Source organism: Pseudogulbenkiania subflava DSM 22618, assembly GCF_900177275.1.
GTDB classification, from domain to species: domain Bacteria; phylum Pseudomonadota; class Gammaproteobacteria; order Burkholderiales; family Chromobacteriaceae; genus Pseudogulbenkiania; species Pseudogulbenkiania subflava.
Window position 1 is genome coordinate 1 of record NZ_FXAG01000007.1, and the last position, 25,253, is coordinate 25,253.

Annotated in this window: 21 protein-coding genes; 16 read left to right on the forward strand and 5 right to left on the reverse strand. The window is 65.8% G+C overall.

Features of this window, described 5'->3' with window-relative positions; genetic code table 11:
• From B9N72_RS07980 to B9N72_RS07990, 3 genes are all read left to right on the forward strand, one after another.
• A partial coding sequence (locus B9N72_RS07980) for a biotin/lipoyl-containing protein (protein WP_143477783.1) occupies positions 1–969 on the forward strand: 969 nt, incomplete at its 5' end.
• A gap of 78 nt (positions 970–1,047) precedes the next feature.
• Positions 1,048–1,407: a proline racemase family protein gene (locus B9N72_RS07985; protein ID WP_234985921.1), complete on the forward strand. Its 360-nt coding sequence runs from the start codon at positions 1,048–1,050 to the stop codon at positions 1,405–1,407.
• Positions 1,408–1,646: 239 nt separating this feature from the next.
• On the forward strand, positions 1,647–2,072 hold the full coding sequence (locus B9N72_RS07990) for an acyl-CoA thioesterase (protein ID WP_085275896.1): 426 nt from the start codon (positions 1,647–1,649) through the stop codon (positions 2,070–2,072).
• A gap of 92 nt (positions 2,073–2,164) precedes the next feature.
• On the opposite strand, the gene mnmC is transcribed toward B9N72_RS07990, so the two are convergent.
• A complete protein-coding gene (gene mnmC / locus B9N72_RS07995) occupies positions 2,165–4,144 on the reverse strand; it encodes a bifunctional tRNA (5-methylaminomethyl-2-thiouridine)(34)-methyltransferase MnmC2/FAD-dependent 5-carboxymethylaminomethyl-2-thiouridine(34) oxidoreductase MnmC1 (RefSeq protein ID WP_085275897.1) in 1,980 nt (659 codons plus the stop codon).
• 49 nt (positions 4,145–4,193) lie between these two features.
• Complete coding sequence (gene mnmH / locus B9N72_RS08000; RefSeq protein WP_085275898.1) at positions 4,194–5,234, reverse strand: tRNA 2-selenouridine(34) synthase MnmH; 1,041 nt, start codon at positions 5,232–5,234, stop codon at positions 4,194–4,196.
• An 18-nt stretch (positions 5,235–5,252) separates the two neighbouring features.
• On the opposite strand from mnmH, the gene selD reads away from it, so the two are divergent.
• Together selD and B9N72_RS08010 are read left to right on the forward strand one after the other, a co-directional pair.
• Entirely contained in the window at positions 5,253–6,293 is a 1,041-nt protein-coding gene (gene selD, locus B9N72_RS08005) for a selenide, water dikinase SelD (RefSeq protein WP_085275899.1), read from the forward strand.
• Between the two features lie 3 nt (positions 6,294–6,296).
• The gene (locus B9N72_RS08010; protein ID WP_085275900.1) at positions 6,297–6,824 is read left to right on the forward strand and encodes a LexA family protein; all 528 of its coding nucleotides are present in this window, start codon (positions 6,297–6,299) and stop codon (positions 6,822–6,824) included.
• Between the two features lie 47 nt (positions 6,825–6,871).
• Here the strand turns inward: B9N72_RS08010 and B9N72_RS08015 are convergent, their stop codons facing one another.
• On the reverse strand, positions 6,872–7,423 hold the full coding sequence (locus B9N72_RS08015) for a hypothetical protein (RefSeq protein ID WP_085275901.1): 552 nt from the start codon (positions 7,421–7,423) through the stop codon (positions 6,872–6,874).
• A gap of 267 nt (positions 7,424–7,690) precedes the next feature.
• Here B9N72_RS08015 and clpB point away from each other — a divergent pair, with 267 nt between their 5' ends.
• From clpB to B9N72_RS08030, 3 genes are all read left to right on the forward strand, one after another.
• Positions 7,691–10,267 carry an ATP-dependent chaperone ClpB gene (gene clpB / locus B9N72_RS08020; RefSeq protein ID WP_085275902.1) on the forward strand — a complete coding sequence of 859 codons (2,577 nt, stop codon included), beginning with the start codon at positions 7,691–7,693 and terminating at the stop codon, positions 10,265–10,267.
• Between the two features lie 310 nt (positions 10,268–10,577).
• Complete coding sequence (locus B9N72_RS08025) at positions 10,578–11,861, forward strand: EAL domain-containing protein (RefSeq protein ID WP_085275903.1); 1,284 nt, start codon at positions 10,578–10,580, stop codon at positions 11,859–11,861.
• A 297-nt stretch (positions 11,862–12,158) separates the two neighbouring features.
• Positions 12,159–12,461 (forward strand): hypothetical protein, encoded by a 303-nt coding sequence (locus B9N72_RS08030; protein ID WP_008953678.1) that lies wholly within the window; start codon positions 12,159–12,161, stop codon positions 12,459–12,461.
• Positions 12,462–12,546: 85 nt separating this feature from the next.
• Here the strand turns inward: B9N72_RS08030 and B9N72_RS08035 are convergent, their stop codons facing one another.
• Entirely contained in the window at positions 12,547–13,119 is a 573-nt protein-coding gene (locus tag B9N72_RS08035; protein ID WP_085275904.1) for a DNA-3-methyladenine glycosylase I, read from the reverse strand.
• A 175-nt stretch (positions 13,120–13,294) separates the two neighbouring features.
• Here B9N72_RS08035 and B9N72_RS08040 point away from each other — a divergent pair, with 175 nt between their 5' ends.
• The 6 genes from B9N72_RS08040 (at position 13,295) to B9N72_RS08065 (ending at position 20,924) form a co-directional block, all read left to right on the forward strand.
• Positions 13,295–13,879, forward strand: coding sequence for an ANTAR domain-containing response regulator (locus B9N72_RS08040; protein WP_085275905.1), 585 nt, complete (start codon positions 13,295–13,297; stop codon positions 13,877–13,879).
• A 250-nt stretch (positions 13,880–14,129) separates the two neighbouring features.
• Positions 14,130–15,410 (forward strand): CmpA/NrtA family ABC transporter substrate-binding protein, encoded by a 1,281-nt coding sequence (locus B9N72_RS08045; RefSeq protein ID WP_085275906.1) that lies wholly within the window; start codon positions 14,130–14,132, stop codon positions 15,408–15,410.
• Between the two features lie 24 nt (positions 15,411–15,434).
• A complete protein-coding gene (gene ntrB / locus B9N72_RS08050) occupies positions 15,435–16,349 on the forward strand; it encodes a nitrate ABC transporter permease (RefSeq protein WP_085275907.1) in 915 nt (304 codons plus the stop codon).
• A 3-nt stretch (positions 16,350–16,352) separates the two neighbouring features.
• A complete protein-coding gene (locus B9N72_RS08055) occupies positions 16,353–17,144 on the forward strand; it encodes an ABC transporter ATP-binding protein (protein ID WP_085275908.1) in 792 nt (263 codons plus the stop codon).
• Positions 17,145–17,735: 591 nt separating this feature from the next.
• Positions 17,736–18,947 (forward strand): nitrate/nitrite transporter, encoded by a 1,212-nt coding sequence (locus tag B9N72_RS08060; RefSeq protein WP_085275909.1) that lies wholly within the window; start codon positions 17,736–17,738, stop codon positions 18,945–18,947.
• A 306-nt stretch (positions 18,948–19,253) separates the two neighbouring features.
• Complete coding sequence (locus B9N72_RS08065; RefSeq protein WP_085275910.1) at positions 19,254–20,924, forward strand: bifunctional protein-serine/threonine kinase/phosphatase; 1,671 nt, start codon at positions 19,254–19,256, stop codon at positions 20,922–20,924.
• 155 nt (positions 20,925–21,079) lie between these two features.
• On the opposite strand, the gene B9N72_RS08070 is transcribed toward B9N72_RS08065, so the two are convergent.
• On the reverse strand, positions 21,080–21,961 hold the full coding sequence (locus B9N72_RS08070) for a LysR family transcriptional regulator (protein WP_085275911.1): 882 nt from the start codon (positions 21,959–21,961) through the stop codon (positions 21,080–21,082).
• A 93-nt stretch (positions 21,962–22,054) separates the two neighbouring features.
• Between B9N72_RS08070 and B9N72_RS08075 the strand changes: the two genes are divergently transcribed.
• Both B9N72_RS08075 and nirB read left to right on the forward strand, forming a co-directional pair.
• Entirely contained in the window at positions 22,055–22,465 is a 411-nt protein-coding gene (locus tag B9N72_RS08075; protein ID WP_085275912.1) for a hypothetical protein, read from the forward strand.
• A gap of 283 nt (positions 22,466–22,748) precedes the next feature.
• Positions 22,749–25,181: a nitrite reductase large subunit NirB gene (gene nirB, locus B9N72_RS08080; RefSeq protein WP_085275913.1), complete on the forward strand. Its 2,433-nt coding sequence runs from the start codon at positions 22,749–22,751 to the stop codon at positions 25,179–25,181.
• Positions 25,182–25,253: the final 72 nt, after the last annotated feature.

Consider the following 25,253-nt stretch of genomic DNA (forward strand, 5'->3'; position numbering starts at 1 on the left):
CGCGCCGGCACCTCGGCGGTCTACCGTCACGAAATGCCCGGCGGCCAGGTCACCAACCTGCGCGAGCAGGCGCGTTCGCTCGGCATCGAGGCGCGCTGGCCGGAGGTGGCGGAAGCCTACGCCCAGGTCAACTTGCTGTTCGGCGACATCGTCAAGGTGACGCCGACCTCCAAGGTGGTCGGCGACATGGCGCTGTTCATGGTGTCGAACGGCCTCACCCCGGCCGACGTACTCGACCCGGCGCGCGAGATCGACTTCCCCGAGTCGGTGGTGTCCCTGTTCAAGGGCGAACTGGGCACCCCGGCGCACGGCTTCCCGGCCGAGTTGCAGCGCAAGGTGCTGAAGGGCCAGGCACCGCTGGCCGGCCGCCCCGGCGAAACGATGGCGCCGGTCGACCTCGCCGCCGAGCAGGCCAAGGTCGAGCAGCAGACTGGCCGCCCGCTCAGCCAGCCGGAACTGGCTTCGTACCTGATGTACCCCAAGGTGTTCCGCGACTTCGCCGAGCACCAGGCGCGCTACGGCGACGTCTCCGCCGTGCCGAGCACCGCGTTCTTCTACGGCCTGCGCGAGGGCGAGGAAGTCAGCATCGAACTGGAGCGCGGCAAGACCCTGGTGATCCAGCTGCTCGGCCGCGCCGACACCGGCGACGGCCACACCAAGCTGTTCTTCGAGCTCAACGGCCAGCCGCGCCTGATCAAGGTGGCGCAGGACGGCGTGCAGGCGGCGCACAGCCACCCGCAGGCCGACCCGGACAACCCGCACCACGTCGGCGCGCCGATGCCGGGCATGGTGAGCACGGTGGCGGTCAAGCCGGGCCAGGCGGTGGCCAAGGGCGACACGCTGCTGACGCTGGAGGCGATGAAGATGGAAGTGGCGGTGAAGGCCGAACGGGACGGGGTGATCCGCGAGGTGCTGGCTATTCCGGGGCAACGACTGCGGAACACGGACCTCCTTCTCTTGCTCGCTTAACTCAAATTGTACGGGTTGCTGTGTTTTTCGCTGGATAACCATAGTCCGAGGAGGAGCCTGGTTTCCGTGGGTAACGTCGTGCACGCACAAGCTGACCAGGTCGCAGCCCCACCGATGGCCGCGAGCGCGCCGGCGGGCGGCCCCAGCCGCAACGTCTGCGTGTTCGCTGACGCCGAAGTGGATCGCAGCCCCACCGGCTCCGGCGTCACCACCCGCATGGCGCTGCGTCACGCGTGCGGCCTGGTGGACAGTGGCGAAGCCTGTGTGTTCGAGAGCATTACCGGTGCGCGCTTCGGCGCCAGTGTGAACGGTCCGGCCGTGCTGTCTGGCCACCACGCGGTGACCGTGCGTGTCAGCGGGCGCGCCCATTACAGCGGCCGCGCCCGCTGGTTACTGGAGCCGGGTGACGAGATCGGGCGCGGCTTCCTGTTGCGTTGATGGCACGGGCGTGATGCGCCGCACGGGCCGCACGGGAGGGCGTCGCGAATGCCGAGGCGCCTGGTGCGGGTGCCGGGGCCGATCGATTTCCTCTGCGTAGTTTTGCGCCAGCCTCCGGGCTGGTTTTTTTTGCGGTGGCGCCGAACCGGGCAGAGAGGGGCGGCGCTATGCGCGGGGTATGACGAGGCCCGGCGATGCGGTTATGATGACGTGTCATTACGTTAACGTAAGGTGCGCATATGGAAAACCGCTTCCCGGTGATCGACCGCCGGACCATTGCCATGCGCTGGGGCGATATGGACGCCGTCGGCCATCTCAACAACACCAATTACTTCCGCTACCTGGAGCAGATTCGCATCGAGTGGCTGGATGAACTGGGGCACGGCATCAACCCTGATGGCATCGGCCCGGTGCTGGCCAGTACTTCCTGCGTGTACCGCAAGGAGCTGGTCTACCCGGCCACGGTGGTGGTGACCATCGAGCTGGAGAAGCTCGGCAACTCCAGTCTCAAGCTGCGCCATCGCTTCTTCCGCGACGATGATGACGAGACGGTGTATGCCGAGGCCGAGGCGGCGCTGGTGTGGGTGGATTACCGCAGCGGACAGACGGTGCGCATCCCGGAACCGATCCGCGCCGCGATCAGTGGCGAGGGTGTGGCGACCTGAGCCAAGCGGCGGATCGGCCGTTGCCTCGTCCAGAGGCGCGCGGGAGGCGGCGGCCGCGCACGGCGTAGCGAGCGGCCGGGCGGGCCGGGGGCTCAGGCCTTGAGCTTCTGCCGGATCAGACCGCGCAACAGGAAGCGGCTGGGGTGGATGGCGTCGAGCAGCGGCTTGGGCAGCGGTGAGGGCTCGCCCTCCAGGTAAGCAGCGAGGATTTCACCTGAGAGCGGCGCGGTGATCATGCCGCGCGAGCCGTGCGCCGTGTTGACATACAGTCCCTCCACCCACGGCGCCGGGCTGTCGAGCCGGCGCGTGGCATCCTGCCCCAGCGCCCGGTAGCGTTCGAGGAAGGCGGCACGGTCGACCACCGGGCCAATGATGGGCAGGTAGTCCGGGCTGGTGCAGCGGAACGCGGCACGCCCTCCCAGGGGCTGCTCGGCCAGGCCATCGCCGCCCAAGGCCCGGTACAGCGACGGGCTCAGGCCGGAGAGCATGGCGAGGTTCTCGCGGTGCTCGTCCGGCTGGACGCTGAGATCGTCGGTGTTGAACTTGAAGGTGGCGCCGAAGCAGTGGCTGTCGTGGCGTGCCGGCGAGATGTAGCCCTCGCCGCACAGCACGGTCTTGAGCCTGCGGCTCTCCGCCGTGGCCGGCGCCACCGTGACCTGGCCGCGGATACGCTTGAGCGGCAGGTGTTGGGTGAGATCGAAGGCGGCCGCTTCGGCGCCGCCGGCGATCACCACCACCGCGCCGATGGCGAGCGGGCCATCCTGCCCGTAGGCCGTCCACAGCCGCTCGACCGGGTTCCAGTCCAGCTCGGTGACCTGCGCGCCGAGCACCTGGCGGATGTTGGGGTGGCTGGCCAGACGGGCGATCAGCTGTGCCGGATTGAGCCAGCCCGCCTGCGGAAAGAACAGGCCGCCGCTGGGCAGGTCGAGCCCGGCCAGCTCGCTGGCTTCACGCTGGCCGAGCGTGCGCAGGAAGCCGTCCGGCCAGCCGGCCGCGGCCAGTTCGGCCTGCTTTTGCGGGCTGTCGCCCTCGTGCGGCAGCTGCAGCACGCCGCAGGCCTGCCAGGTGGTTTCGCCCTGCGGCAGTTCCGTGTGCAGGGTACGCAGGCTATAGCCGTAGCCCGCCAGCACCAGCCGCGTCAGCGGCGGAAAGTGTGGCGACAGCTTGGTGTACAGCACGCCTTGGGGATTGCCGGAGGCTTCCTGCGCCAGTTGTCCGTGGCGTTCCAGCAGGGTGACCTGCCAGCCGCGGCGCGCCAGGCTGGCGGCGCTCGCGGCGCCGGCGATGCCGCCGCCGATGACGATGGCGCTGCGTTCCGACGGTGGAATGGCCGGCCGGGCGAACCATGGTGCCTGCCAGCCGCGTTCCGGCGCGTTCTCCAGGTGGCCGCGGCACATCTCGCGCTTATGGCCGTAGCCCGGCACTTTTTCCACGACGAAACCGGCGGCGATCAGGCCGCGACGCACCGCGCCCGCGCTGGTGAAGGTGGCGAAGGTGGCGCCGGGGGCTGACAGCCGGGCCATCTGCTCGAACAGCGCCGGTTGCCACATCTCGGGGTTCTTGGCCGGGGCGAAGCCGTCGAGGCACCAGGCGTCGATGCGGGCGTCCAGCTCGGGCAGGGTGTCGAGCGCGTCGCCGACCAGCAGGGTCAGCGTCAGCCGCCCGCCGCGCAGCACGAAGCGATGCCAGCCTGGCGTCAGGATGTCGTACTGGGCCAGCAACTCGCCGGAATACGACGCCAGCTCGGGCCACAGCGCCAGCGCCTGCTGCAGGTCGGCGGGCGCCAGCGGGAATTTTTCGGTGCTGACAAAGTGCAGCCGCGCCGTGGCCGGAGCGTGCTGCTCGAAGCATTGCCAGGCGCACAGGAAGTTGAGGCCGGTGCCGAAACCCGTCTCGCCGATGCAGAACTGACCGTGCTCGGACAGGGCGGCGAAGCGCTCGGCCAGCGCGTTGTGCTGCAAAAAGACGTGGCGCGTCTCCTCCAGCCCCGAGGCGCGGGAGAAGTAGACGTCGCCGAAAGCGCGGGAAAAGGGCTGGCCGTCGTGCCAGTCGAGTTGGGCGTGGTGCGTCATCCGGTTCTTCAAGTACGGGTCAGGCGTTCAAGGTTGGCCGAAGAGCGGCTCAGTGGGGCAGGGCACGGGCGGTCGTCGCCAGCACGGCCGGCGACAGGTTCGGCAGCCGGATGTCGAGCGCCTGGTCGAGGCGCTGGTAATGATTGCCCTGCGAGCGGTGGTAGAGCGGGTCGTAGTGCTGCTCCAGCAGTTCCTGGACCAGCTGGTCGAAGCGGCCCCCACGCACCAGCTCGGCCCAACTGTCCAGCTGGGCACGCGAGTGCACGTTCTTCAAGAAGTTCAGTTGCTCCAGCAGGCGCTCCGGTTCGGCGACGTAGAAGTCGTAATCTTCCAGCAGGAAGCGCACGCGCTCGGCGAGCGGCACCTCGAGGCGCAGGCACTCGCCCTGGTGCATCGCCTTGAACAGCGCATCGGGCAGGGCGATCTGGCCGATCTTCTTGCTCTCCGCCTCGATGTAGACCGGGCGTTCCGGGTCGAGCTGGCGCAACTGCAGCGCCAACTGGCTGTCGAAGCCTTTCTGCGAAGGCTGGGACTGGCGCGGCAGCAGGCCGAGCACCGAGCCGCGATGGCGGGCCAGACTCTCCAGATCGAGCACTTGGTGGCCGGCCGCCTCCAGCGCCTCCAGCAGACGGCTCTTGCCCGAGCCGGTCGGGCCGCACAGCACGCGGAAGTTGAATGCTGCCGGGCGCTCGGCCAGTTCCTCCAGCACCTGGTGCCGGTAGGTCTTGTAGCCGCCCCCCAACTGGTGGGCGTTCCAGCCCACCTGGGCGAGCACGATGGCCATCGCCCCGGAACGTTGCCCGCCGCGCCAGCAGTAGATCAGCGGTTTCCACGACTTGGGGCGGTCGTGGAAGCGTTCCTCGATGTGGCGGGCGATGTTCTTCGCTACCAGCGCGGCGCCGACCTTGCGCGCGGCGAACGGCGATTCCTGCTTGTACAGCGTGCCGACGCGGATGCGCTCCTCGTCGTCCAGCACGGGGCAGTTGATGGCGCCGGGGATGTGGTCCTCGGCGAATTCCGCCGGGGTGCGCACGTCGATGATCTCGTCAAACCCGGTGAGCTGTGATACGTTCGCGACCTTGAAATACATGGTATGTGGTGAGAGCCGATGGCTGAAATACGATTGACCCAATTGTCTCATGGCGGCGGCTGCGGCTGCAAAATTGCCCCGTCGGTGCTGGAATCCATCCTGTCCGGCGCCAAGGAAAAAATGCCGTTCCCCAACCTGCTGGTGGGCGCCGAAACCAGCGACGACGCGGCGGTGTACAAGCTCAACGACAGCCAGGCCATCGTCGCCACCACCGACTTCTTCATGCCTATCGTCGACGATGCGCGCGATTTCGGCCGCATCGCCGCCACCAACGCGCTGTCGGACATCTACGCCATGGGCGCCACGCCGATCATGGCGCTGGCCATCGTCGGCATGCCGGTGAACTCGCTGCCGCTCGAGACCATCCGCGACATCCTCGACGGTGGCGAATCGGTGTGCCGCGAGGCCGGCATTCCGCTCGCCGGCGGCCACTCCATCGACGCCCCGGAGCCGATCTACGGCCTGGTGGCGCTGGGTGTGGTGCACCCGGACCAGCTCAAGCGCAACTGCGACGCGCGCGACGGCGACGTGCTGATCCTCGGCAAGGGGCTAGGGGTGGGCGTGCTGGCGCAGGCGATGAAGAAGGGTGTGCTGGACGACGCCGGCTATGCCGCGCTGATCGGCTCCACCACCCAGCTCAATACCGTCGGCGCGGAGCTCGCGGCCTTGTCCGGGGTGCACGCGCTGACCGACGTCACCGGCTTCGGCCTCTTGGGCCATCTGCTTGAAATCTGCAAGGGCTCGGGTTTGACGGCCGAGGTCGAGATGGCCACGGTGCCGGTGATCGCCGAGGCGCGTCCGCTGGCCGAACAGGGCTATGGTCCCGGTGCCATCGAGCGCAATTGGGCGAGTTTCGGCGCCCACGTCCGTTTCGCCGACGCGGTGCCGGAGTGGCAGCGGCGCCTGCTGGCGGACCCCCAGACCAGCGGCGGGCTGCTGGTGGCGGTGGCGCCGGAGCAGGCCGACGCGGTGCTGGCCCGTTTCAAGGAGCGCGGCTTCGGTTACGCCGCGGTGATCGGTTCGCTGCGTCAGGGCGAGCCGCTGATCGACGTGCGCTGAGTCATGGCCGAGCCACGCTCCTGCGGCAGCGCTGACGGCATCCGGGTTGTGCCGCCAGGGCGCGAGGCGCTGGATGCCTTGATTGCGCGCTTTCCGCTCCAGGTGTTCCGGGCGGCGGCGGTACTCTCCGGGACCGAGCTGCCGCTCTACGCCTCGCACGTGCCGGCGGGCTTCCCGTCGCCGGCCGACGACTACCTGGAAGCCTCGCTCAATCTCAACGATTACCTGATTCGCCACCCCGAATCGACCTTCTTCGTCAGGGTGTCCGGTGAATCGATGAGCGGCGCCGGCATCTTCGACGGCGACATGCTGGTGGTCGACCGCCTGCTGCGGCCGCGTCACCGCGACGTGGTGATCGCGGTGGTGGCGGGCGAACTCACGGTGAAGCGGCTGGAGCTGCGTGCGGATGGCCCCTGGCTGGTGCCGGAACATCCCGATTATCCGGCGCTGCGCGCCAACCTGGAGGCCGGTTTCGACGTGTGGGGCGTGGTCACGGCGGTGGTGCGTTCGCTACATAAACCAAAGGGCTGACGTCGGCACTTTTGAAGTGCCCGGCCCGTCACATCACGGGGCCGCCGTCAGAAGGCTCCGCGCAGGCTGAATGTCGTAATCGTGGTCTTCCCCTTGTTTTGTCCGGCGCTGATGTTGGGTATCCAGCTCATGGCCATGGAGACATTCTTCGAATTCATCAGCACTTCCATCAGGTTCAGCCCCGGCAGATAGCCTACTTCCAGCTTGACTTCCTTGGAACCCAGCGAGAGCAGTGGCAGAGTCATCAATTCGCTTCCGGACGGGCCGTTAAGGTAGCCGGTCAGCAGGGTGACGCCGCCGGATATCGGCCCTCCAACCGGCCATTCCTTGCGCCAGCCCGCACCTGCAAAGTAGATCGTTTTATCGAGCGCACCAGGGTAACTGCTCACCCGGCTGATCCAGTTGCTCTCCCCCTCTTGGTCCGGGTAGGTCCATTCCAAACCCAGCCCCGGTGTCGAGGCTTTAAGCGTTCTGCAGTAGACCGGGCTCGCTTCACAGTAACCCGGGTTGGCCGTTCCATAGCTCAGTACCGAGAACTCTTCGGCGGCAGCAACACCGCTAGCAAGTAGGGCGAGCAGGGCAAGGTGGGGTGCGTTCATTTGGGTCCTCCTCTTTTTTTAGTTATCTGAATTTGTTTAAGTTATTTCAATACACATTTCATTCTGATAATGGCAAATGTATTAAATAAATTTATGCCGATAACGGTGGGAGAAGACGGTGATGCAAGGTGGGGGGGACGACGGGCTTCCTGGTGACTGGAAAATGCTGATGAGAAGCCGAAGCCATATCAAAGAGGTGGGCATGCGCTCTTGAAATCGCCAAAACCCCGCCCAAAATAGGGATTAACAGCGATTCAGGAGTCCCTCATGCGATTCGACAAACTGACCACCAAATTCCAGCAGGCCCTGGCCGATGCACAGAGCCTGGCGCTCTCTCACGATCATGCCTACATCGAGCCGCAGCATCTCTTGGCGGCGATGCTGGACGACGCCGATAGCGGTGTCGGCAGCCTGCTGGCGCGCGCCGGCGTCAACGTGGCGGGTTTGCGTGGCGGGCTCAAGTCCGCCATCGATCGCCTGCCCAAGGTGCAGGGCACCGGGGGCGAAATCACGGTGTCGCGCGACCTGGGCAACCTGCTCAATCTGACCGACAAGGCGGCAATGAAACGCGGCGACGCCTTCATCGCTAGCGAGCTGTTCCTGCTGGCGCTGCTCGACGACAAGGGCGAGACCGGCCGTCTCCTCAAGGAAAACGGGGGTTCCGCCAACGCGCTGAACGCCGCCATCGATGCGGTGCGCGGTGGCGCCAACGTGGAGAGCCCGGACGCCGAGAGCCAGCGCGAGGCGCTCAAAAAATACACGCTGGACCTGACTGAGCGCGCCCGTCAGGGCAAGCTCGACCCGGTCATCGGCCGCGACGACGAGATTCGTCGCGCCATCCAGGTGCTGCAGCGCCGCACCAAGAACAACCCGGTGCTGATCGGCGAGCCCGGCGTCGGCAAGACCGCCATCGTCGAGGGACTGGCGCAGCGCATCGTCAACGGTGAGGTGCCGGAAAGCCTGAAGCACAAGAAACTGCTGGTGCTCGACCTGGCGGCGCTGTTGGCGGGTGCCAAGTACCGTGGCGATTTCGAGGAGCGCCTGAAGGCGGTGCTGAGCGACCTGGCCAAGGACGAAGGCAATACGCTGATCTTCATCGATGAAATCCACACCCTGGTGGGTGCCGGCAAGGCAGAAGGGGCGATGGACGCGGGCAACATGCTGAAACCGGCGCTGGCTCGCGGCGAGCTGCACTGCCTGGGCGCCACCACGCTGGACGAATACCGCAAGTATATCGAGAAGGACGCCGCGCTCGAGCGCCGCTTCCAGAAGGTGCTGGTGGACGAGCCCTCGGTGGAGGACACCATCGCCATCCTGCGTGGACTGCAGGAGAAATACGAGATTCACCACGGCGTCGACATCACCGACCCGGCCATCGTCGCCGCGGCGGAGTTGAGCCACCGCTACATCACCGACCGCTTCCTGCCGGACAAGGCGATCGACCTGATCGACGAGGCCGCCAGCCGCATCAAGATGGAGCTGGATTCCAAGCCGGAAGAAATGGACAAGCTCGACCGCCGCCTGATCCAGCTCAAGATCGAGCGCGAGGCGGTGAAGAAGGAGAGCGACGAGGCCTCGCAGAAGCGGCTGGGCCTGATCGAGGACGAGATCGACCGGCTGTCGCGCGAATACGCCGACCTGGAGGAAATCTGGAAGGCCGAAAAGGCGACGGCGCAGGGCAGCCAGAGCATCAAGGAGGAGATCGACCGCCTCAAGGTGGAGATGGAAGACCTCAAGCGCCAGGGTGACTGGCAGAAGCTGGCCGAATTGCAGTACGGCAAGCTGCCGCAGCTGGAAGCGCGTCTGAAGGAGGCGGAGGCGGCGGGTGCTGGCACCCAGAAACCGAACCGTCTGCTGCGCACCCAGGTCGGCGCCGAGGAGATCGCCGAGGTGGTGTCGCGTATGACCGGTATACCGGTGTCGAAGATGCTGGCGGGCGAGCGCGAGAAGCTGCTCAAGATGGAAGAGGTGCTGCACGAGCGCCTGGTGGGGCAGGACGAGGCGGTACGCGCCGTGTCCGACGCCATCCGTCGCAGCCGCTCCGGCCTGTCCGACCCGAACCGGCCGTACGGTTCCTTCCTGTTCCTCGGCCCGACCGGGGTGGGCAAGACCGAACTGTGCAAGACGCTGGCCGGTTTCCTGTTCGATAGCGAAGACCACCTGATCCGCATCGACATGTCGGAGTACATGGAGAAGCATTCGGTGGCGCGGCTGATCGGCGCGCCTCCGGGCTACGTCGGTTACGAGGAGGGCGGTCAGCTGACCGAGCAGGTGAGGCGCAAGCCCTATAGCGTGATCCTGCTGGATGAGGTGGAGAAGGCGCATCCCGAGGTGTTCAACATTCTGCTGCAGGTGCTGGACGACGGCCGTCTGACCGACGGCCAGGGCCGTACCGTGGACTTCAAGAACACCGTGGTGGTGATGACCTCGAACATCGGCAGCCAGCACATCCAGGCCATGGGCAGCGACGACTACCAGGTGATCAAGCTGGCGGTGATGGCCGAGGTGAAGGGCTACTTCCGCCCCGAGTTCATCAACCGCATCGACGAGGTGGTGGTGTTCCACGCGCTGGCGAGCCAGCAGATCCGCTCCATCGCCCGCATCCAGCTCAAGTCGCTGGAGCGGCGGCTGGCCAAGCTGGAGCTGTCGCTACAGGTCACCGACGCGGCACTGGATGCCATCGCCGAGGCCGGTTTCGACCCGGTGTACGGGGCGCGGCCGCTGAAGCGGGCGATCCAGTCCGACATCGAGAACCCCTTGGCCAAGGCCATCCTGGCGGGCCGCTACGAGCCCAAGGCGACGGTGCTGGTGGACGCCCGCGCGGGCCAGATCGTGTTCGAGTGAGCATGCGACCACCCGCCTGAAGGCGGGTGGTGTGGACCCCCGGTTCGGCGACGTGTTTCTCGACGTGTCGTCAGGGCCGGGGGTCTTTTGCATCCTGGCGCAGGTGGGGGGAATGCACTGTTGCAGTGCAATGTGCGCCAATGCCGGGCGAGTGGAGGGTGCTATCCCGCCATTTTGATGGCATGGTGGTGCGGGGCGCTGGCACAGCGATTGCTAAATAACCGGCGGGCGGATCAACGGCGGTCCGCACTTGAAAGGGACAACGGCGTCCCCGGGGCTGACCGGCCCGGGGGCGCCTTTTTTTGCCACTATGCAATCACTCTCCGCTTTGCCGCTGTCGTCGTCCAGCCTGTGCCTGCCGCTGGGCGACATCACGCGCGCCATCCTCCCCGAAGCCGGCCGTGCCATCGGCCGTTTCCGTGAGCTGAGCCTGGACAGCCACTTCCAGCCGATCTACAGCCTGGCGCACAGCCGCATCGTCGGCCACGAGGCGCTGCTGCGGGCGCGGCAGTCCGACGGCAGTCCGGTGGGGCCGCTGCAGGCGCTGGCCAGCGCGCGGGGTGACGAGGAGCGGGTCTTTCTCGACCGGCTGTGCCGTGCCCTGCACCTCGCCAACTATCAGAGCGCCGGGGAACGGGACGACGCTCAGACCTGGCTGTTCCTCAATGTGTCGACCCAGGTGGTGGTGCGTACCGGCCAGTCCGAGCCGTTCTTCGCCGAGTTGCTGGCGCACAGCGGTTTTCCCGCCCGGCGCGTGGTGGTGGAAATCCTCGAGGGCACCATTTCCGACCAGTCGCTGCTGAGCGAGGCGGTGGCCAATTACCGCCGTATGGGCTGCCTGGTGGCGCTGGACGATTTCGGTGCCGATGCCTCCAACATCGAACGCATCTGGCGTGCCGCGCCCGACATCGTCAAGCTCGACCGCAAACTGATCGCCGCCGCCGAGCACTCGCTGCGGGCACGGCGCGTGCTGCCGGCCACGGTGGCGCTGATCCACGAGGCGGGCAGCCTGGCGCTGATCGAGGGGGTCGAGAACGAGGAGCAGGCCGCCATTGCGCTGGATAGCGATGCCGACCTGGTGCAGGGCTTTCACTTTGCGCGGCCGGCATCGCAGCCGCTGCGCCAGGGCGACGGCGGCATCGCTGCGCTGTCCGCCCGGCACGCCGCGGCACAGGCCTCGGCGCGTCAGCGCCAGGAGTTGCAGGTCTACGCCAGCGCCTTCCAGCGTGTGGCGCAGCGGCTGTGGACCGAGCAGGGCCTGGCCCCGGCCTGTGCCGAGCTGCTGGCGATGCCGCAAGTGGACCGCTGTTATCTGATCGGTGTGGACGGGGTGCAGATCGGCGCCAGTGTGCTGCGTGCCGACCACGAGCCGGCGTCCTCACGCTTCGCCCCGCTGGAGGAGGCGCAGGGCGCCAACTGGGCGCGCAAACCTTACCACTACCGTGCCCTGGCCCACCCGGGCCAGTTGCAAGTCAGCAGCCCCTACCTGTCGGTCGCCAACTCCAGCTTGTGCGTGACGCTGTCGCTGACGGTGCCGTTGGCGCAGGGACTGCGGGTGCTGTGTTGCGACATCAAACTGGAAGGACTGGTCTGACGATGACGCCGTGCGCCAGGGGGTCAGGCGAGAGACCTTCGGCCGAGCCGGCCCCGAAGGGCTGGCCCGGTAAACGGCCATCTGCGGCGTTGGACGACTTGACCTTAGAATGACTAAGGTCTGCGCCGTCCGCCTAGCAGCTGACCGTTTACCGGGCCAGCGCAGCCGGGAAAAGACCTTGAACAGGCTCTAAACATCAGGCTTAACAATTGTTAGTACTTCTTGACAGCACCCCGCCGCGATCTTGGTTATGATGCCGCCGTTGATGATTACTGCACTAGCCTGAGGAATACAGCCATGAACAAGAATCGTTGGATGGTCGCCCTGCTGGCCGGCAGCCTGTTGCTGACCGGCTCGGCCTACGCCATGGACAGCAACGCCGTGCTCGGCGGTGCGCTGGGTGGTGGTGCCGGCGCGGCGGTCGGTTCGGCGTTGGGTGGGCGGGATGGCGCGATGATCGGCGCGGCGGCCGGTGCCGCCATCGGTACCGGTGTTGCGACCCGGCCCGAACCGCGTCGCACCATCGTAGAACATCGTTATGTCGAAGAGCGCGGCTGGAAGCGGGGACACCGCCACCACCACCATCGTTACGACGATTAAGAGCTAAAAAGCCGCATCGAATCGCTTGTGTCAGCAAGGCGCGAAGCCGGTGTCCGGGGTTCCCGGCACCGGCTTTTTGCTGCGCTCAGCCGTGCTGTTCTGGATGGCGATGGCAGCTGATCAGGTGGTCGTTGACCACGCCGGTGGCCTGCAGGAAGGCGTAGATCACCGTGCTGCCGACGAAGTTCATGCCGGCCTTCTTCAGCTCCTTGCTGATGGTGTCGGACAAGGGGGTGGAGGCCGGGCACTCGGCGAGGGCGGCCCAGCGGTTGACCACCGGTTTCCCGTCCACCTTGGCCCACAGCCAGGCGGCGAAGCTGCCGTGCCGGCGCTGTAGTTCCAGAAATACCCGGGCGTTGCGGATGGCGCTGTTGATCTTCAGCCGGTTGCGCACGATGGCCGGGTCCTGCAGCAGCCGCTCGACGTCGGCCTCGTCCATCGCCGCGACGCGTGCCGGGTCGAAGCCGTGGAACGCCGCGCGGTAGCCTTCGCGCTTTCGGAGGATGGTGATCCACGATAGCCCGGCCTGGGCGCCTTCCAGCACCAGCATTTCGAATAGCTTGCGGTCGTCGTGTACCGGCACGCCCCATTCTAGGTCGTGGTAGGCCACGTAGAGCGGGTCATCGCCGCACCACGGACAGCGCGTTGCAGTAATCATGGTCTTCGGCCAACCTTAAAGTAAGCCCACGCTGCGTTGTGCCTTCCCGGCACCGAGCCGTTTGCCGTTTTTTTGGCCCGAAACGGGCTGCGCGCAGATCGTGGACAGGTAGTTTGCATGAAAAGTGTGTCGACCCGGCATGGTGCTTGCTTCACCTTTTCTGTGCAATAGGGAGATGACAGTGCTGACGGTAATGCTGGTTAACGATGGGTCGGGCAAGGCGGCCGCGCTCAAGGAGGCGCTGACGCAGGCTGGCGTGCGCGTGATCGCGGAGGTGGAGGTGTCGCTGCGGCTGGGCGAGATGATCGACAGCATCCGTCCCGACATCGTGCTGATCGACTCCGATGCCCCATCGCGTGACATGCTGGAGCATGTCTGTGTCGTCAGCGCGCATAGCGAGCGGCCGGTAGTGATGTTCACCGATGACACCCGCCGCGACACCATCCGCGCCGCGCTCGCGGCCGGGGTGGCCGCCTACGTGGTGGGGGATGTGGTGCCCGAGCGCATCCAGCCCCTGCTCGAAGTGGCGATAGAGCGCTATTCGCTGGACAAGGAGCGGCGCGAGGAGATGGACGACATGCGCCAGCGCCTGGCCGACCGTCAGGTGGTGGAGAAGGCCAAGGGCCTGCTGATGCAGATGAAGGGTATCGGCGAGGACGAGGCCTACCGTCAATTGCGCGAGCGCGCGATGAAGTCGCAGAAGAAGCTGGGCGACGTGGCGCGCGAGGTGGTGGAGCTGGCAAACTGGCTCAAAGGTTGAGCGTGCGATGGTGCAAGTTGCACGTGTGCAGTGCACAAAAATGATGGGGGTAAGTTACTTTTCCTTTTAAATCAGAAAGTTGGCGACTGGCACGGTAGTTGCGTTGACGCAATCACCGGGTAAGTCGCCAATGGCGGCGGCGCTACCCAGACGGGCAACGGCGCCTGTCGACCTGGCTCCTATCAATGGAGCGGGACGACAGGCGCTTTTTGTTTTTCGACTGTTTTTTTCTGCAATGAGGGAGAAGGAAATGGATAGCAAGCGCACATCGATCAATACCAGTTTGCCGGCTGTGCCGGAACGTCGTGATTTTCTCAAGGGAGCACTGTCCGTCATGGGGTCCACCACCTTGCTGGCCGCCTTGCCGGCTGGTATCGCCACCAGCGCCTGGGCTGCCGGCAGTGACAAGCCGGAAAAAACCGAAGTCAGGGTCGGCTTCATTCCGCTCACCGACTGCGCCTCGGTGATCGTGGCCTCCAAGATGGGCTTCGACAAGAAATACGGTATCACCATCGTGCCATCCAAGGAGGCGAGCTGGGCCGCCGTGCGCGATAAGATGGTCAACGGCGAACTGGATGCCGCGCATGTGCTTTATGGCCTGATGTACGGCGTGCACCTTGGCATCGGCGGGCCGAAGAAGGACATGGCGGTGCTGATGACGCTGAACCAGAACGGCCAGGGCATCACGCTATCCAACCAGCTCAAGGCCAAGGGGGTGACCACCGGCCCGGCGCTCGCCAAGCTGATCAAGGCCGAACCGCGCGAATACACCTTCGCCCAGACCTTCCCCACCGGCACCCACGCCATGTGGCTCTACTACTGGCTGGCCGCGCACGGCGTCAACCCGATGAGCGACGTCAAGACCATCGTGGTACCGCCGCCGCAGATGGTGGCCAATATGCGCGTCGACAACATGGATGGCTACTGCGTTGGAGAACCGTGGAACGCCCGCGCCATCGCCGACAACGTCGGTTTCACTGTGGCCACCACCCAGCAGATCTGGGCCGGCCACCCGGAAAAGGTGCTGGGCACCACCGGCGACTGGGTGAAGCAGAACCCCAACACCGCGCGTGCGCTGACCGCGGCACTGTTGGAAGCCTCGCGCTACATCGACGACGTCAAAAACCGCGCCAGTGTGGCCAAGCTGATCTCCGACAAGGCCTACGTCAACGCACCGGAACCGGTCATCGAGGGTCGCTTCCTCGGCGCCTACGAAGACGGTCTGGGCAAGAAGTGGCAAGACCCGAACCTGATGAAGTTCTTCGACGAGGGCAAGGTCAACTTCCCGTATCTCTCCGACGGTATGTGGTTCCTGACCCAGCACAAGCGCTGGGGCTTGCTGAAGACCGACCCGGACTACCTGGGCGTGGCCAAGCAGGTGAACCAGATCGCGCTCTACAAGGAAGCCGCCGCGCTGGCCAAGGTGGCCGTGCCGCGCTCGGACCTGCGTTCGGCCAAGCTGATCGACGGCGTGGTGTGGGACGGCAAAGACCCGAAAGGCTACGCCGCTTCGTTCAAGATTCGCGCCTGAGTGCCGGGCTAGGGGAGAACCATCATGCAAGCCATCAAGCATGAAGCCAGTGTCGTGAGCGGCACGGAGGGCAAGACCGTGGAACAGAAACTGGCGGCACGTGCCGCGTCCAAACGCCGTTTCCCGTCGCTGGAATCGGCCGATACCTCGCCCGCCGTACGCCTTCTGGTGCAGGCGATCAAGACCGTGGTGCCGCCGCTGTTGGGGCTGGCGCTGCTGGTGCTGGTCTGGGCGGTGGTCGCCAAGTCGCGCGGCGGCCTGCCGGGGCCGCTGTCCACCTGGGAGTCGGCCAAGCTGCTGTTCGCCGATCCGTTCTACCAGAACGGTCCGAACGATCAGGGCGTGGGCTGGAACATCCTCAACTCGCTCGGCCGCGTCGGCATCGGCTTCGGCATGGCGGCGCTGGTGGGTATCCCTGCCGGCTTTATCCTCGGCCGCTTCGCCTTCGTCTCGGCGATGTTCGCGCCGGTGATCAGCCTGCTGCGCCCGGTTTCGCCGCTCGCCTGGCTGCCGATCGGCCTTCTGGTGTTCAAGGCCGCCAACCCGGCGTCGATCTGGGTGATCTTCATCTCCAGCGTGTGGCCGATGATCCTCAACACCGCTGCCGGGGTGCGCGCGGTGCCGCAGGATTACCTCAACGTGGCGCGTGTGTTGCGGCTTTCCGAGCTCAAGGTGTTCACCACCATCCTGTTCCCGTCGGTGCTGCCGCATGTGTTGACCGGGGTGCGCCTGTCGATCGGCGTGGCCTGGCTGGTGATCGTGGCGGCCGAGATGCTGACAGGCGGCGTCGGTATCGGTTTCTGGGTGTGGGACGAGTGGAACAACCTGAACGTCGAGCACATCATCATCGCCATCTTCGTCGTCGGTCTGGTGGGGCTGTTGCTGGAACAGGCGCTGATCCTGCTGGCCCGCCGCTTCAGCTTCGGTCAGGGAGTGTGAGTCATGGAAAAATTCGTCGAATTGCAAGGCGTGGGCAAGAGCTTCGATAGCCGCAAGGGCCGTTTTGTGGCGCTGCGCGACGTCAACCTGACCATCCGCCAGGGCGAGTTCGTGTCGCTGATCGGCCACTCCGGCTGCGGCAAGTCCACCGTGCTCAACATCGTCGCCGGGCTGTACGACCCGAACGCCGGCATCGCCTTGTGCGGCGGGCGTGAGATCGATGGCCCGGGGCCGGAGCGTGCCGTGGTGTTCCAGAACCACAGCCTGCTGCCATGGCTGACCTGTTACGGCAACATCTACCTCGCGGTGGAGAAGGTGTTCGGCCAACGCGAGAACAAGGCCCAGCTCAAGGCGCGCTGCGAGGCGGCGCTGGCGCTGGTCAACCTGAGCCACGCCAGCGACAAGTACCCGCACGAGGTGTCGGGCGGCATGAAGCAGCGCGTCGGCATCGCCCGTGCGCTGGCGATGGAGCCCAAGGTGCTGCTGATGGACGAGCCCTTCGGTGCGCTCGACGCGCTCACCCGCGCCAACCTGCAGGACGAGCTGGTGAAGATCGTCGAGGCCACCCAGGCTACCGTGGTGATGGTGACGCACGACGTGGACGAGGCGGTACTGCTTTCCGACCGCATCGTGATGATGACCAACGGCCCGGCCGCCACCGTGGGCGAGATCCTCGAGGTGGCGCTGCCGCGTCCGCGTGACCGGCTGGCGCTGGCCAACGACAGCGCCTACCACGGCTATCGCAGCGCGGTGCTGGAGTTTTTGTATCAGAAGCATTTGCGACCGGCGGCGTAAACCTATTTCATTAGGCCGCTGTGCCTGCGCATCTTGAGCGCCGGCAGTACTGCGTGCAAATCCATCGCTGAGCCAATCGAAGATTGGCACGCAGGGATTTGCTCAGCGATCAGGAATCCTCATGTACTCCATGACCATTCCGGTTCCTGTGCGCTGGCGGTACTCAACCTGCTTTGGCTCGCTGGCCTACTGAAACAGGTTCTATCTATGTGGTACGTGGTGGTAACGCAAGGCGGGGAAGACGCGAGTCTTCCCCGCTTTTTTCATGCCCCGGACGGGGCGATGTTCCTGGCTGGTGCATCGGCGCACTTGTGCAGTGCGTCAGCGCCGCGCGCCAGGCCGGATGAGGCTCCCAGGGCCTCCAGAGACGACTAGCAGGGCTGGCACGCTAGTTGCTATATCCCCTTTGAACAATTTAAACCCGGCGAGCCCGGCCAACGACGGCCACGCTTGCCGGGGCGCAGGGGAGGCCGACGCAGGTCTTCGCCTGACTCGGACAACGGCGTCCGCTACCCGCAGTGAACACTGCGCGGCAGCGGACGCTTTTTTTTTGCGCGGCGACTCGTTCGCATCGATATCGGGAGAAGGTACATGAACAAGAGTTTCTGGAAGGCCGGGCACTGGCCCACTCTGCTGGCCGCGTTTCTCTACTTCGACTTGAGCTTCATGGTCTGGTACATCCTCGGGCCGCTGGCGATCCAGATCGCCGACAGCTTGTCTCTGTCCGCGCAGCAGCGCGGCATGATGGTGGCCACGCCGATCCTGGCCGGCGCGGTGCTGCGCTTCGCCATCGGTCTGATGGTGGACCGCCTGTCGCCCAAGACCGCCGGCATCATCGGTCAGGTGGTGGTAATCGCCGCGCTGGGCGTGGCCTGGCACTTCGGCATCCACTCCTTCCACCAGGCGCTGCTGCTGGGCCTGTTCCTCGGCGTGGCCGGTGCCTCGTTCGCGGTGTCGCTGCCGCTGGCGTCGCAGTGGTATCCGCCCGAGCACCAGGGCAAGGCGATGGGCATCGCCGGCGCCGGCAACTCCGGCACGGTGTTCGCCGCCTTGCTGGCGCCCGGCCTGGCCGCCGCCTTCGGCTGGGAGAACGTGTTCGGCTTCGCGCTGATCCCGCTGTCCATCGTGTTCGTGGTGTTCTGTCTGCTGGCCAAGAACGCGCCGAACCGCGCGCCGGCCAAGTCGATGGCCGACTACCTGAAGGTGCTGGGCGACAAGGATAGCTGGTGGTTCATGTTCTTCTACAGCATGACCTTCGGCGGCTTCGTCGGCCTGGCCGGCGCCTTGCCGGGCTACTTCCACGACCAGTACGGCCTGAACGCCGTGACCGCCGGCTACTACACCGCGGCCTGCGTGTTCGCCGGTTCGATGATGCGTCCGTTGGGCGGCGCGCTGGCCGACCGCATCGGCGGCATCCGCACCCTGCTGGTGATGTACACCGTCGCCGCGCTGCTGCTGGGCGTGGTCGGCTTCAACCTGCCGCAGGCCTACGCCGCGCTGGCCTTGTTCATCGGCGCCATGCTGGCGCTCGGTTGCGGCAACGGTGCGGTGTTCCAGCTGGTGCCGCAGCGTTTCCGCAAGGAGATCGGCGTGATGACCGGCCTGGTCGGCATGGCCGGCGGCATCGGCGGCTTCCTGCTCGCGGCGGGCCTGGGCTTCGTCAAGCAGACCACCGGCAACTACCAGATCGGCCTGTGGCTGTTCGCCAGCCTTGGCCTGCTGGCCTGGTTCGGCCTGCACAGCGTGAAGCTGCGCTGGCGCACCACCTGGGGCTCGGCCAACGCCACCTCGGCACGGGTGTAACAACGGTTTACGATCTGTCGCAAGCGGATCGTGAGAGGGATGACGCGGGGTGTTGTTCGGCGCGATGAGCCGGCAGCGCCCCGTTCATCCTATGTTTGTAACAGCGTCTGAGCCCCGATCCGGGGCTCGTCGCACGATGGTAAACAGGCTTAGAACCTGTTCACGATCTGTCGCGAGCGGCCCTCAGCGGGGTGAAGAGCAGCACAGAAACCGGAATGTACAAGTAGTACATGAGGATTTCGAGCAGCACATGAGCCCCAATCAGGGACGCGCAGCAAGATCGTGGACAGGTTCTTAGGAGAGATCATGGCGCTTGCCTTGTCCGTCGGCCACGTCACCGAAACCGGCCCCAAGCCGCGCAACGAGGACGCGCTGGCCTGCGTGACGCCGGAAGCCGAACTGCTGACCAGCAAGGGGGCGCTGTTCGTGCTGGCCGACGGGGTGTCGAGCTGCGCCGACGGCAAGCTCGCCGCCCAGTCCAGCGTGCGCGCGGTGGCGGCGGACTACTACGCCACGCCGGAAACCTGGGAGGTCGGCACCGCGCTCGACCGCCTGCTAACCGCGCACAACCGCTGGCTGCGCTCGCAAGGCAAGACGCTGGTGGCGACGCTGACCGCGCTGGTATTGCGTGGCCGGCGCTTTACCGTGGCGCACGTCGGTGACAGCCGGCTTTATCGCCTGACCGGCGGCCGGCTGTTCTGCCTCACCACCGACCATGTGTGGGACGAGCCGTCGATGCGCCACGTGCTCAAGCGGGCGATGGGGCTGGACGAACACGTGATGGCCGACTTCCTCGACGGCGACGTGGCCGAGGGCGACGTGTTCCTGCTGGTCAGCGATGGCGTGTGGGGGCCGCTGGGCGACAAGCGCCTGGACGAAGTGCTGCGGCTGCACGTCGACCCGCAGCGCGCGGCCCAGGTGCTGGTGGACGAGGCCATCGCCGCTGGTTCCGGTGACAATCTGTCGGCCATCGTATTGCGCGTCGACGACCTGCCTTCGGCCAACCTCGGCGACGAGCTGGCGCGCGGCGCCTTCCAGTCGCTGCCACCGCGCCTCAAGCCGGGGCAGGAGTTCGACGGCCTGACCGTCGAGGCGGTACTGAACGACGGGCCGTCCGGGCTCGCCTACCGCGTGTTGGACGCCACCGGACGGCGCTGGGTGATGAAGACGCTGCCGCCGACGCTGGCCGGCGACAGCCAGGCCGAGCAGGCGCTGTTGGTCGAAGAATGGCTGCAGAAGCGCCTGACCGCACACTACTTTGCCGAGATCAAGCCGCTGCCGGCGCGCCAGCACCTCTACTACCTGCTGCGCTGGTACAACGGCGAAAACCTGGCCGAACGGCGCCGGCGCGAGGGCGCCAGCATCAGCCCGAGCGAGGTGGTCAAGATCGGCCTCCGGCTGACGCGTGCGCTGGCGGCGCTGCACCGGCTCAATATCCTGCACCGCGACGTCAAGCCGGAAAACGTCCACATCGACCACGACGACAAGCTGCGCCTGTTGGACCTGGGCGTGGCGTACTGCCCGGGGCTGACCGTCGACAAGGACGGGGCGATGCCGGGCACGCCGAGCTACATGGCGCCGGAACTGTTCGACGGCGCCTTTGCCAGCGTGCAGACCGATCTCTACGCCGCCGGCGTGACACTGTACTGGCTGCTGACCGGCCACTACCCCTACGGCGAGGTGGAACCGTTCCAGCACCCGCGCTTCGGCGCCCCCGAACTGCCGACGCGCTACCGCCCGGACCTGCCGTTGTGGTTGGAGAACGTGCTGCTGAAGGCAGTCGAGCGCGACCCGGCGCGCCGTTTCGAGACCGCGGAAGAACTGCTGCTGGCGCTGGAGAAGGGCGACGCGCAGCCGGTTTCCGTGCGCCGCCGCGTGCCGTGGGCCGAGCGCGCTCCGCTCAAGCTGTGGCGTGCCATCGCGCTGGTATCGCTGTTGCTCAACCTGGTGCTGGTGTACTTGCTGCTGGTGTTGTGAGCGGTGAGAACCTGTTTACGATCTGCTGCGCTTCGGCGATACGGCGTTAAAAACGACTTCGGAATGCTCATTTACCGCTTGTAAACTCCGCTTCCTCAGGCGTTTTCGCCTTGTCTCGCTCTAGCTCGCGTGATCGTAAACAGGTTCTAAGCGGCTCAGGCTGCCGTCGCTATCGGCGCATCCAGCTCGCGGCAGAACAATTCCGCCAGCCGCCGGGTCAGCGGGTCGTTGTCGCCGCTTTGCCGGTAGACGCCGACCGGCATGCCGGGCAGTGGCGGCAGGCTGCCGTCGTTGACGCAGCGGCTGTGGGCGGGCGGCGTGTCCGCCAGCATCGCCGCCACCCCCAGGCCGGCCTCCACCGCCGCCTGGATGGCGGTCAGGCTGGCGCTTTCGAACACGATATGCCAAGGCTGCCCGGCCCGGTTCAGGGTCGCCAGCGTCTGCTCGCGCCACGAGCATGGCGCGCTGAAAATCACCAGCGGCAAGGAGGGGGACGTCGTCAGCACTTTGCCGCGTGCGGCAAACCAGGCCAGCGGGCACATAAACTGGGCGTCTGGCTTCGGCAGCAGGCTGCTGTCGGCCAGTGGTGAACTCACCATCACGTCGAGCTCGCCCGCGTTCATCGCGGTGAACAACTCCACCTTCATCCCCACCGTGACCGACAGGCGCAACCCCGGATGCACGCTGGCGAAATCCGCCAGCACGCGAGGCAGCCGGGTGCCGGTGAAGTCCTCCATGATGCCAATGCGGCGGTGCTGCTCGCAGGCCGGCAGGCCGCCCAGACCCGGCACCAATTGGTCGGTCAGCGTCAGCAAGCGCTCGGCGTAGGGCAGCAGGGCTTCTCCGGCCCCGGTCAGCCGGATGCCGCGTGGTGAACGCTCCAGCAGGGGCTGGCCCAGCTGCTGCTCCAGCTTGCGGATCTGCAGGCTGACGGCAGGCTGGGTACGCTGCAGCAAGGTGGCTGCGCGGTTGATGCTGCCATTGCGTACCACGCTGACGAAGGCGCGCAGCAGTGCGGTGTCCAGGTCCATAGTCATAAACATCTCTTATAGCCGGCATAGTAAACGACAGTCTACCTATATCTGGCACGGGTCGATAGCATGGAGGCATCCACTTTTCGGGAGTCCATCATGTATCTATCTGCCTTGCTGCTGGCGGTCGCCGGCTCGGTGATCTACCACTTGTCGCTCAAGCACGTGCCGCAGGCGGTGAATCCGTTCCTGACCCTGGCCGTGAGCTACGGCCTGGCCATGTTGCTGTGCCTCGTCGGCATGCTGTTCAGCCCGGGCAGCCGCAGCCTGCTGGCCGTGAACTGGAGCAGCAGCGGTGTCGCGCTCGGCATCCTCGGCATCGAGCTGGGTTTTCTGCTGGCCTACCGCGCCGGCTGGCAGATGGGCGTGGCCTCGCTCAGCGCCAACGTGATCAGCACCCTGGTGCTGCTGCCGCTGGGCTTCCTGCTGTTTCGCGAACAGCCCTCGCTGCTGCGTCTGGGTGGGGCCATGGTGAGTCTTACCGGGTTGTGGCTGATGGTGCAGAAGTAATGCCCATGGGTGCCATGCACGGTCTTGGTGCGGTTGTGCACTGCAAACAAGAAGGGAGACGTCGAAAAAGGCGGTAAACCGCATCGGAAGGGCGGAAAAAGGCTGGCACGGCACTTGCTAGTAAGGCAGCAGACAATGTTGCCCGGTTTGCCAATGGCGGTGAAGCGGGTAAGGACAAAGAGGTCCGTTCAGCATGGGGGAATCCATGGGAACGGACTTTTTTTATTTGGTCTCGCTGCGGCAAGGGTGAATGCGGCGTAGCCACGATGCTAAGGAGATCCCGATGAACAAACCGAAACTCGTCATGGTAGGCAACGGCATGGCCGGCGTGCGCACGCTGGAAGAACTGCTCAAGCTGATGCCCGATTTCTACGACATCACCGTGTTCGGCGCCGAGCCGCACCCCAACTACAACCGCATCCTGCTGTCGCCGGTGCTGACGGGGGAACAGACGATCAAGGAAATCATGCTCAACGAGGTGGAGTGGTATGCCGAGCACGGCATCACTCTGCATATGAGCAAGGAAATCACCGAGATCGACCGAGTCAAGCGCGTGGTGCGCGCCGCCGACGGCACCGAGGCCCCGTACGACCGCCTGCTGCTGGCCACCGGCTCCAACCCCTTTATCCTGCCGGTGCCGGGCAAGGACCTCGACGGCGTGGTGACCTTCCGCGACATCCGCGACGTCAACCTGATGATCGAAGCCAGCCAGAAGTACAAGAAGGCGGTGGTGATCGGCGGCGGCCTGCTGGGCCTGGAAGCCGCCAACGGCCTGATGGCGCGCGGCATGGACGTGAGCGTGGTGCACCTCGGCGAATGGCTGCTCGACCGCCAGCTCGACCGCGCCGCCGCCAAGCTGCTGCAGCAGAGCCTGGAGGACCGCGGCATCACCTTCCACCTGCAGAAGCAGACCGCCGCGCTGCTCGACGGCGGTTCCGGCCGCGTCGCCGGCCTGCGCTTCGCCGACGGCGAGGAAATCCCGGCCGAGCTGGTGGTGATGGCCGTTGGTATCCGCCCGAACTACGAACTGGCCGAAAAATCCGGCCTGTACTGCAACCGCGGCGTGGTGGTGAACGACACCATGCAGACCTACGACCCGCGCGTCTACGCCGTCGGCGAATGCGTCAGCCACCGCGGCGTGGCCTACGGCCTGGTCGCCCCGCTGTTCGACATGGCCAAGGTCGCCGCCAACCACCTGGCGCACTACGGCATCGGCCGCTACGTGCCGGCCGCCACCTCGACCAAGCTCAAGGTCACCGGCATCGACCTGTTCTCCGCCGGCGACTTCATGGGCAGCGACGACACCGAGGCGATCACCCTGTCCGACCCGATGGGCGGCATCTACAAGAAGCTGGTGCTGAAGAACAACAAGCTGGTCGGCGCCTGCCTGTACGGCGACACCGCCGACGGTGCCTGGTACTTCCGCCTGATCCGCGAAGGCAAGTCGGTGGCCGAGATGCGCGACGTGCTGATGCTGGGTGAAGGCGGTCAGGGCGATGTCGGCCACTCCGGCCAGAGCAAGGTCGTGGGCATGCCGGACGACGCCGAAGTGTGCGGCTGTAACGGCGTGTGCAAGGGCACCATCGTCAAGGCGATCCAGGAGAAGGGCCTGTTCACCGTCGATGAGATCAAGAAGCACACCAAGGCCGCCAGCTCCTGCGGCTCGTGCACCGGCCTGGTCGAGCAGATTCTGATCAACTGCGTCGGCGGCGCCGCCGACGTCAAACCCAAGTCCGAGAAGCCGGTGTGCGGCTGTACCGACCACAACCACGGCGGCGTGCGCAAGGTGATCCGCGAACAGCACCTGACCAGCCTGCGCCAGGTGATGGACTTCCTCGAATGGCGCACCCCGGACGGCTGCGCCACCTGCCGCCCGGCGCTGAACTACTACCTGATCTCGACCTGGCCGGGCGAGGCGAAGGACGATCCGCAGTCGCGCTTCATCAACGAGCGTGTGCACGCCAACATCCAGAAGGACGGCACCTACTCGGTGATCCCGCGCATGTGGGGCGGCGTCACCAACGCCTCCGAACTGCGCCGCATCGCCGATGTGGCCGACAAGTACGCCATCCCGATGGTGAAGGTCACCGGCGGCCAGCGTATCGACCTGTTGGGCGTAAAGAAGGAAGACCTGCCCAAGGTCTGGGCCGACCTCGACATGCCGTCCGGCCATGCCTACGGCAAGAGCCTGCGTACCGTGAAGACCTGCGTCGGTTCCGAGTTTTGCCGTTTCGGCACGCAGGACTCCACCCAGATGGGCATCGACCTGGAAAAGGACCTGACCGGCATGTGGAGCCCGGCCAAGGTCAAGCTGGCGGTCTCAGGCTGCCCGCGCAACTGCGCCGAATCAGGCATCAAGGACGTCGGCATCATCGGTGTCGATTCCGGCTGGGAGCTGTATGTCGGCGGCAACGGCGGTATCAAGACCGAGGTGGCGGAGTTCCTCGCCAAGGTGAAGACGCGCGAAGAAGTGCTGGAACTCACCGGCGCCTTCCTGCAGCTCTACCGTGAGGAAGCCTTCTACCTGGAGCGCACCGTGCACTACCTGCACCGCGTCGGCCTAGACTTCATCAAGACCCAGGTGGTCGACAACCTCGAAAACCGCAAGGCACTGTACGAGCGGTTGCGCTTCGCCCTGTCCTTCGAGAAGGACCCGTGGACCGAGCGCGTCAAGGAAGGTGTCGCCCGTCACGAATTCGAACCGCTCACCGTGTAATTCCAGACCGCAGCGGGAGCGAGCACCAGGCCCTGAACGCCGCCACGCTCGCTCCCCGCACGAAAGGACAAG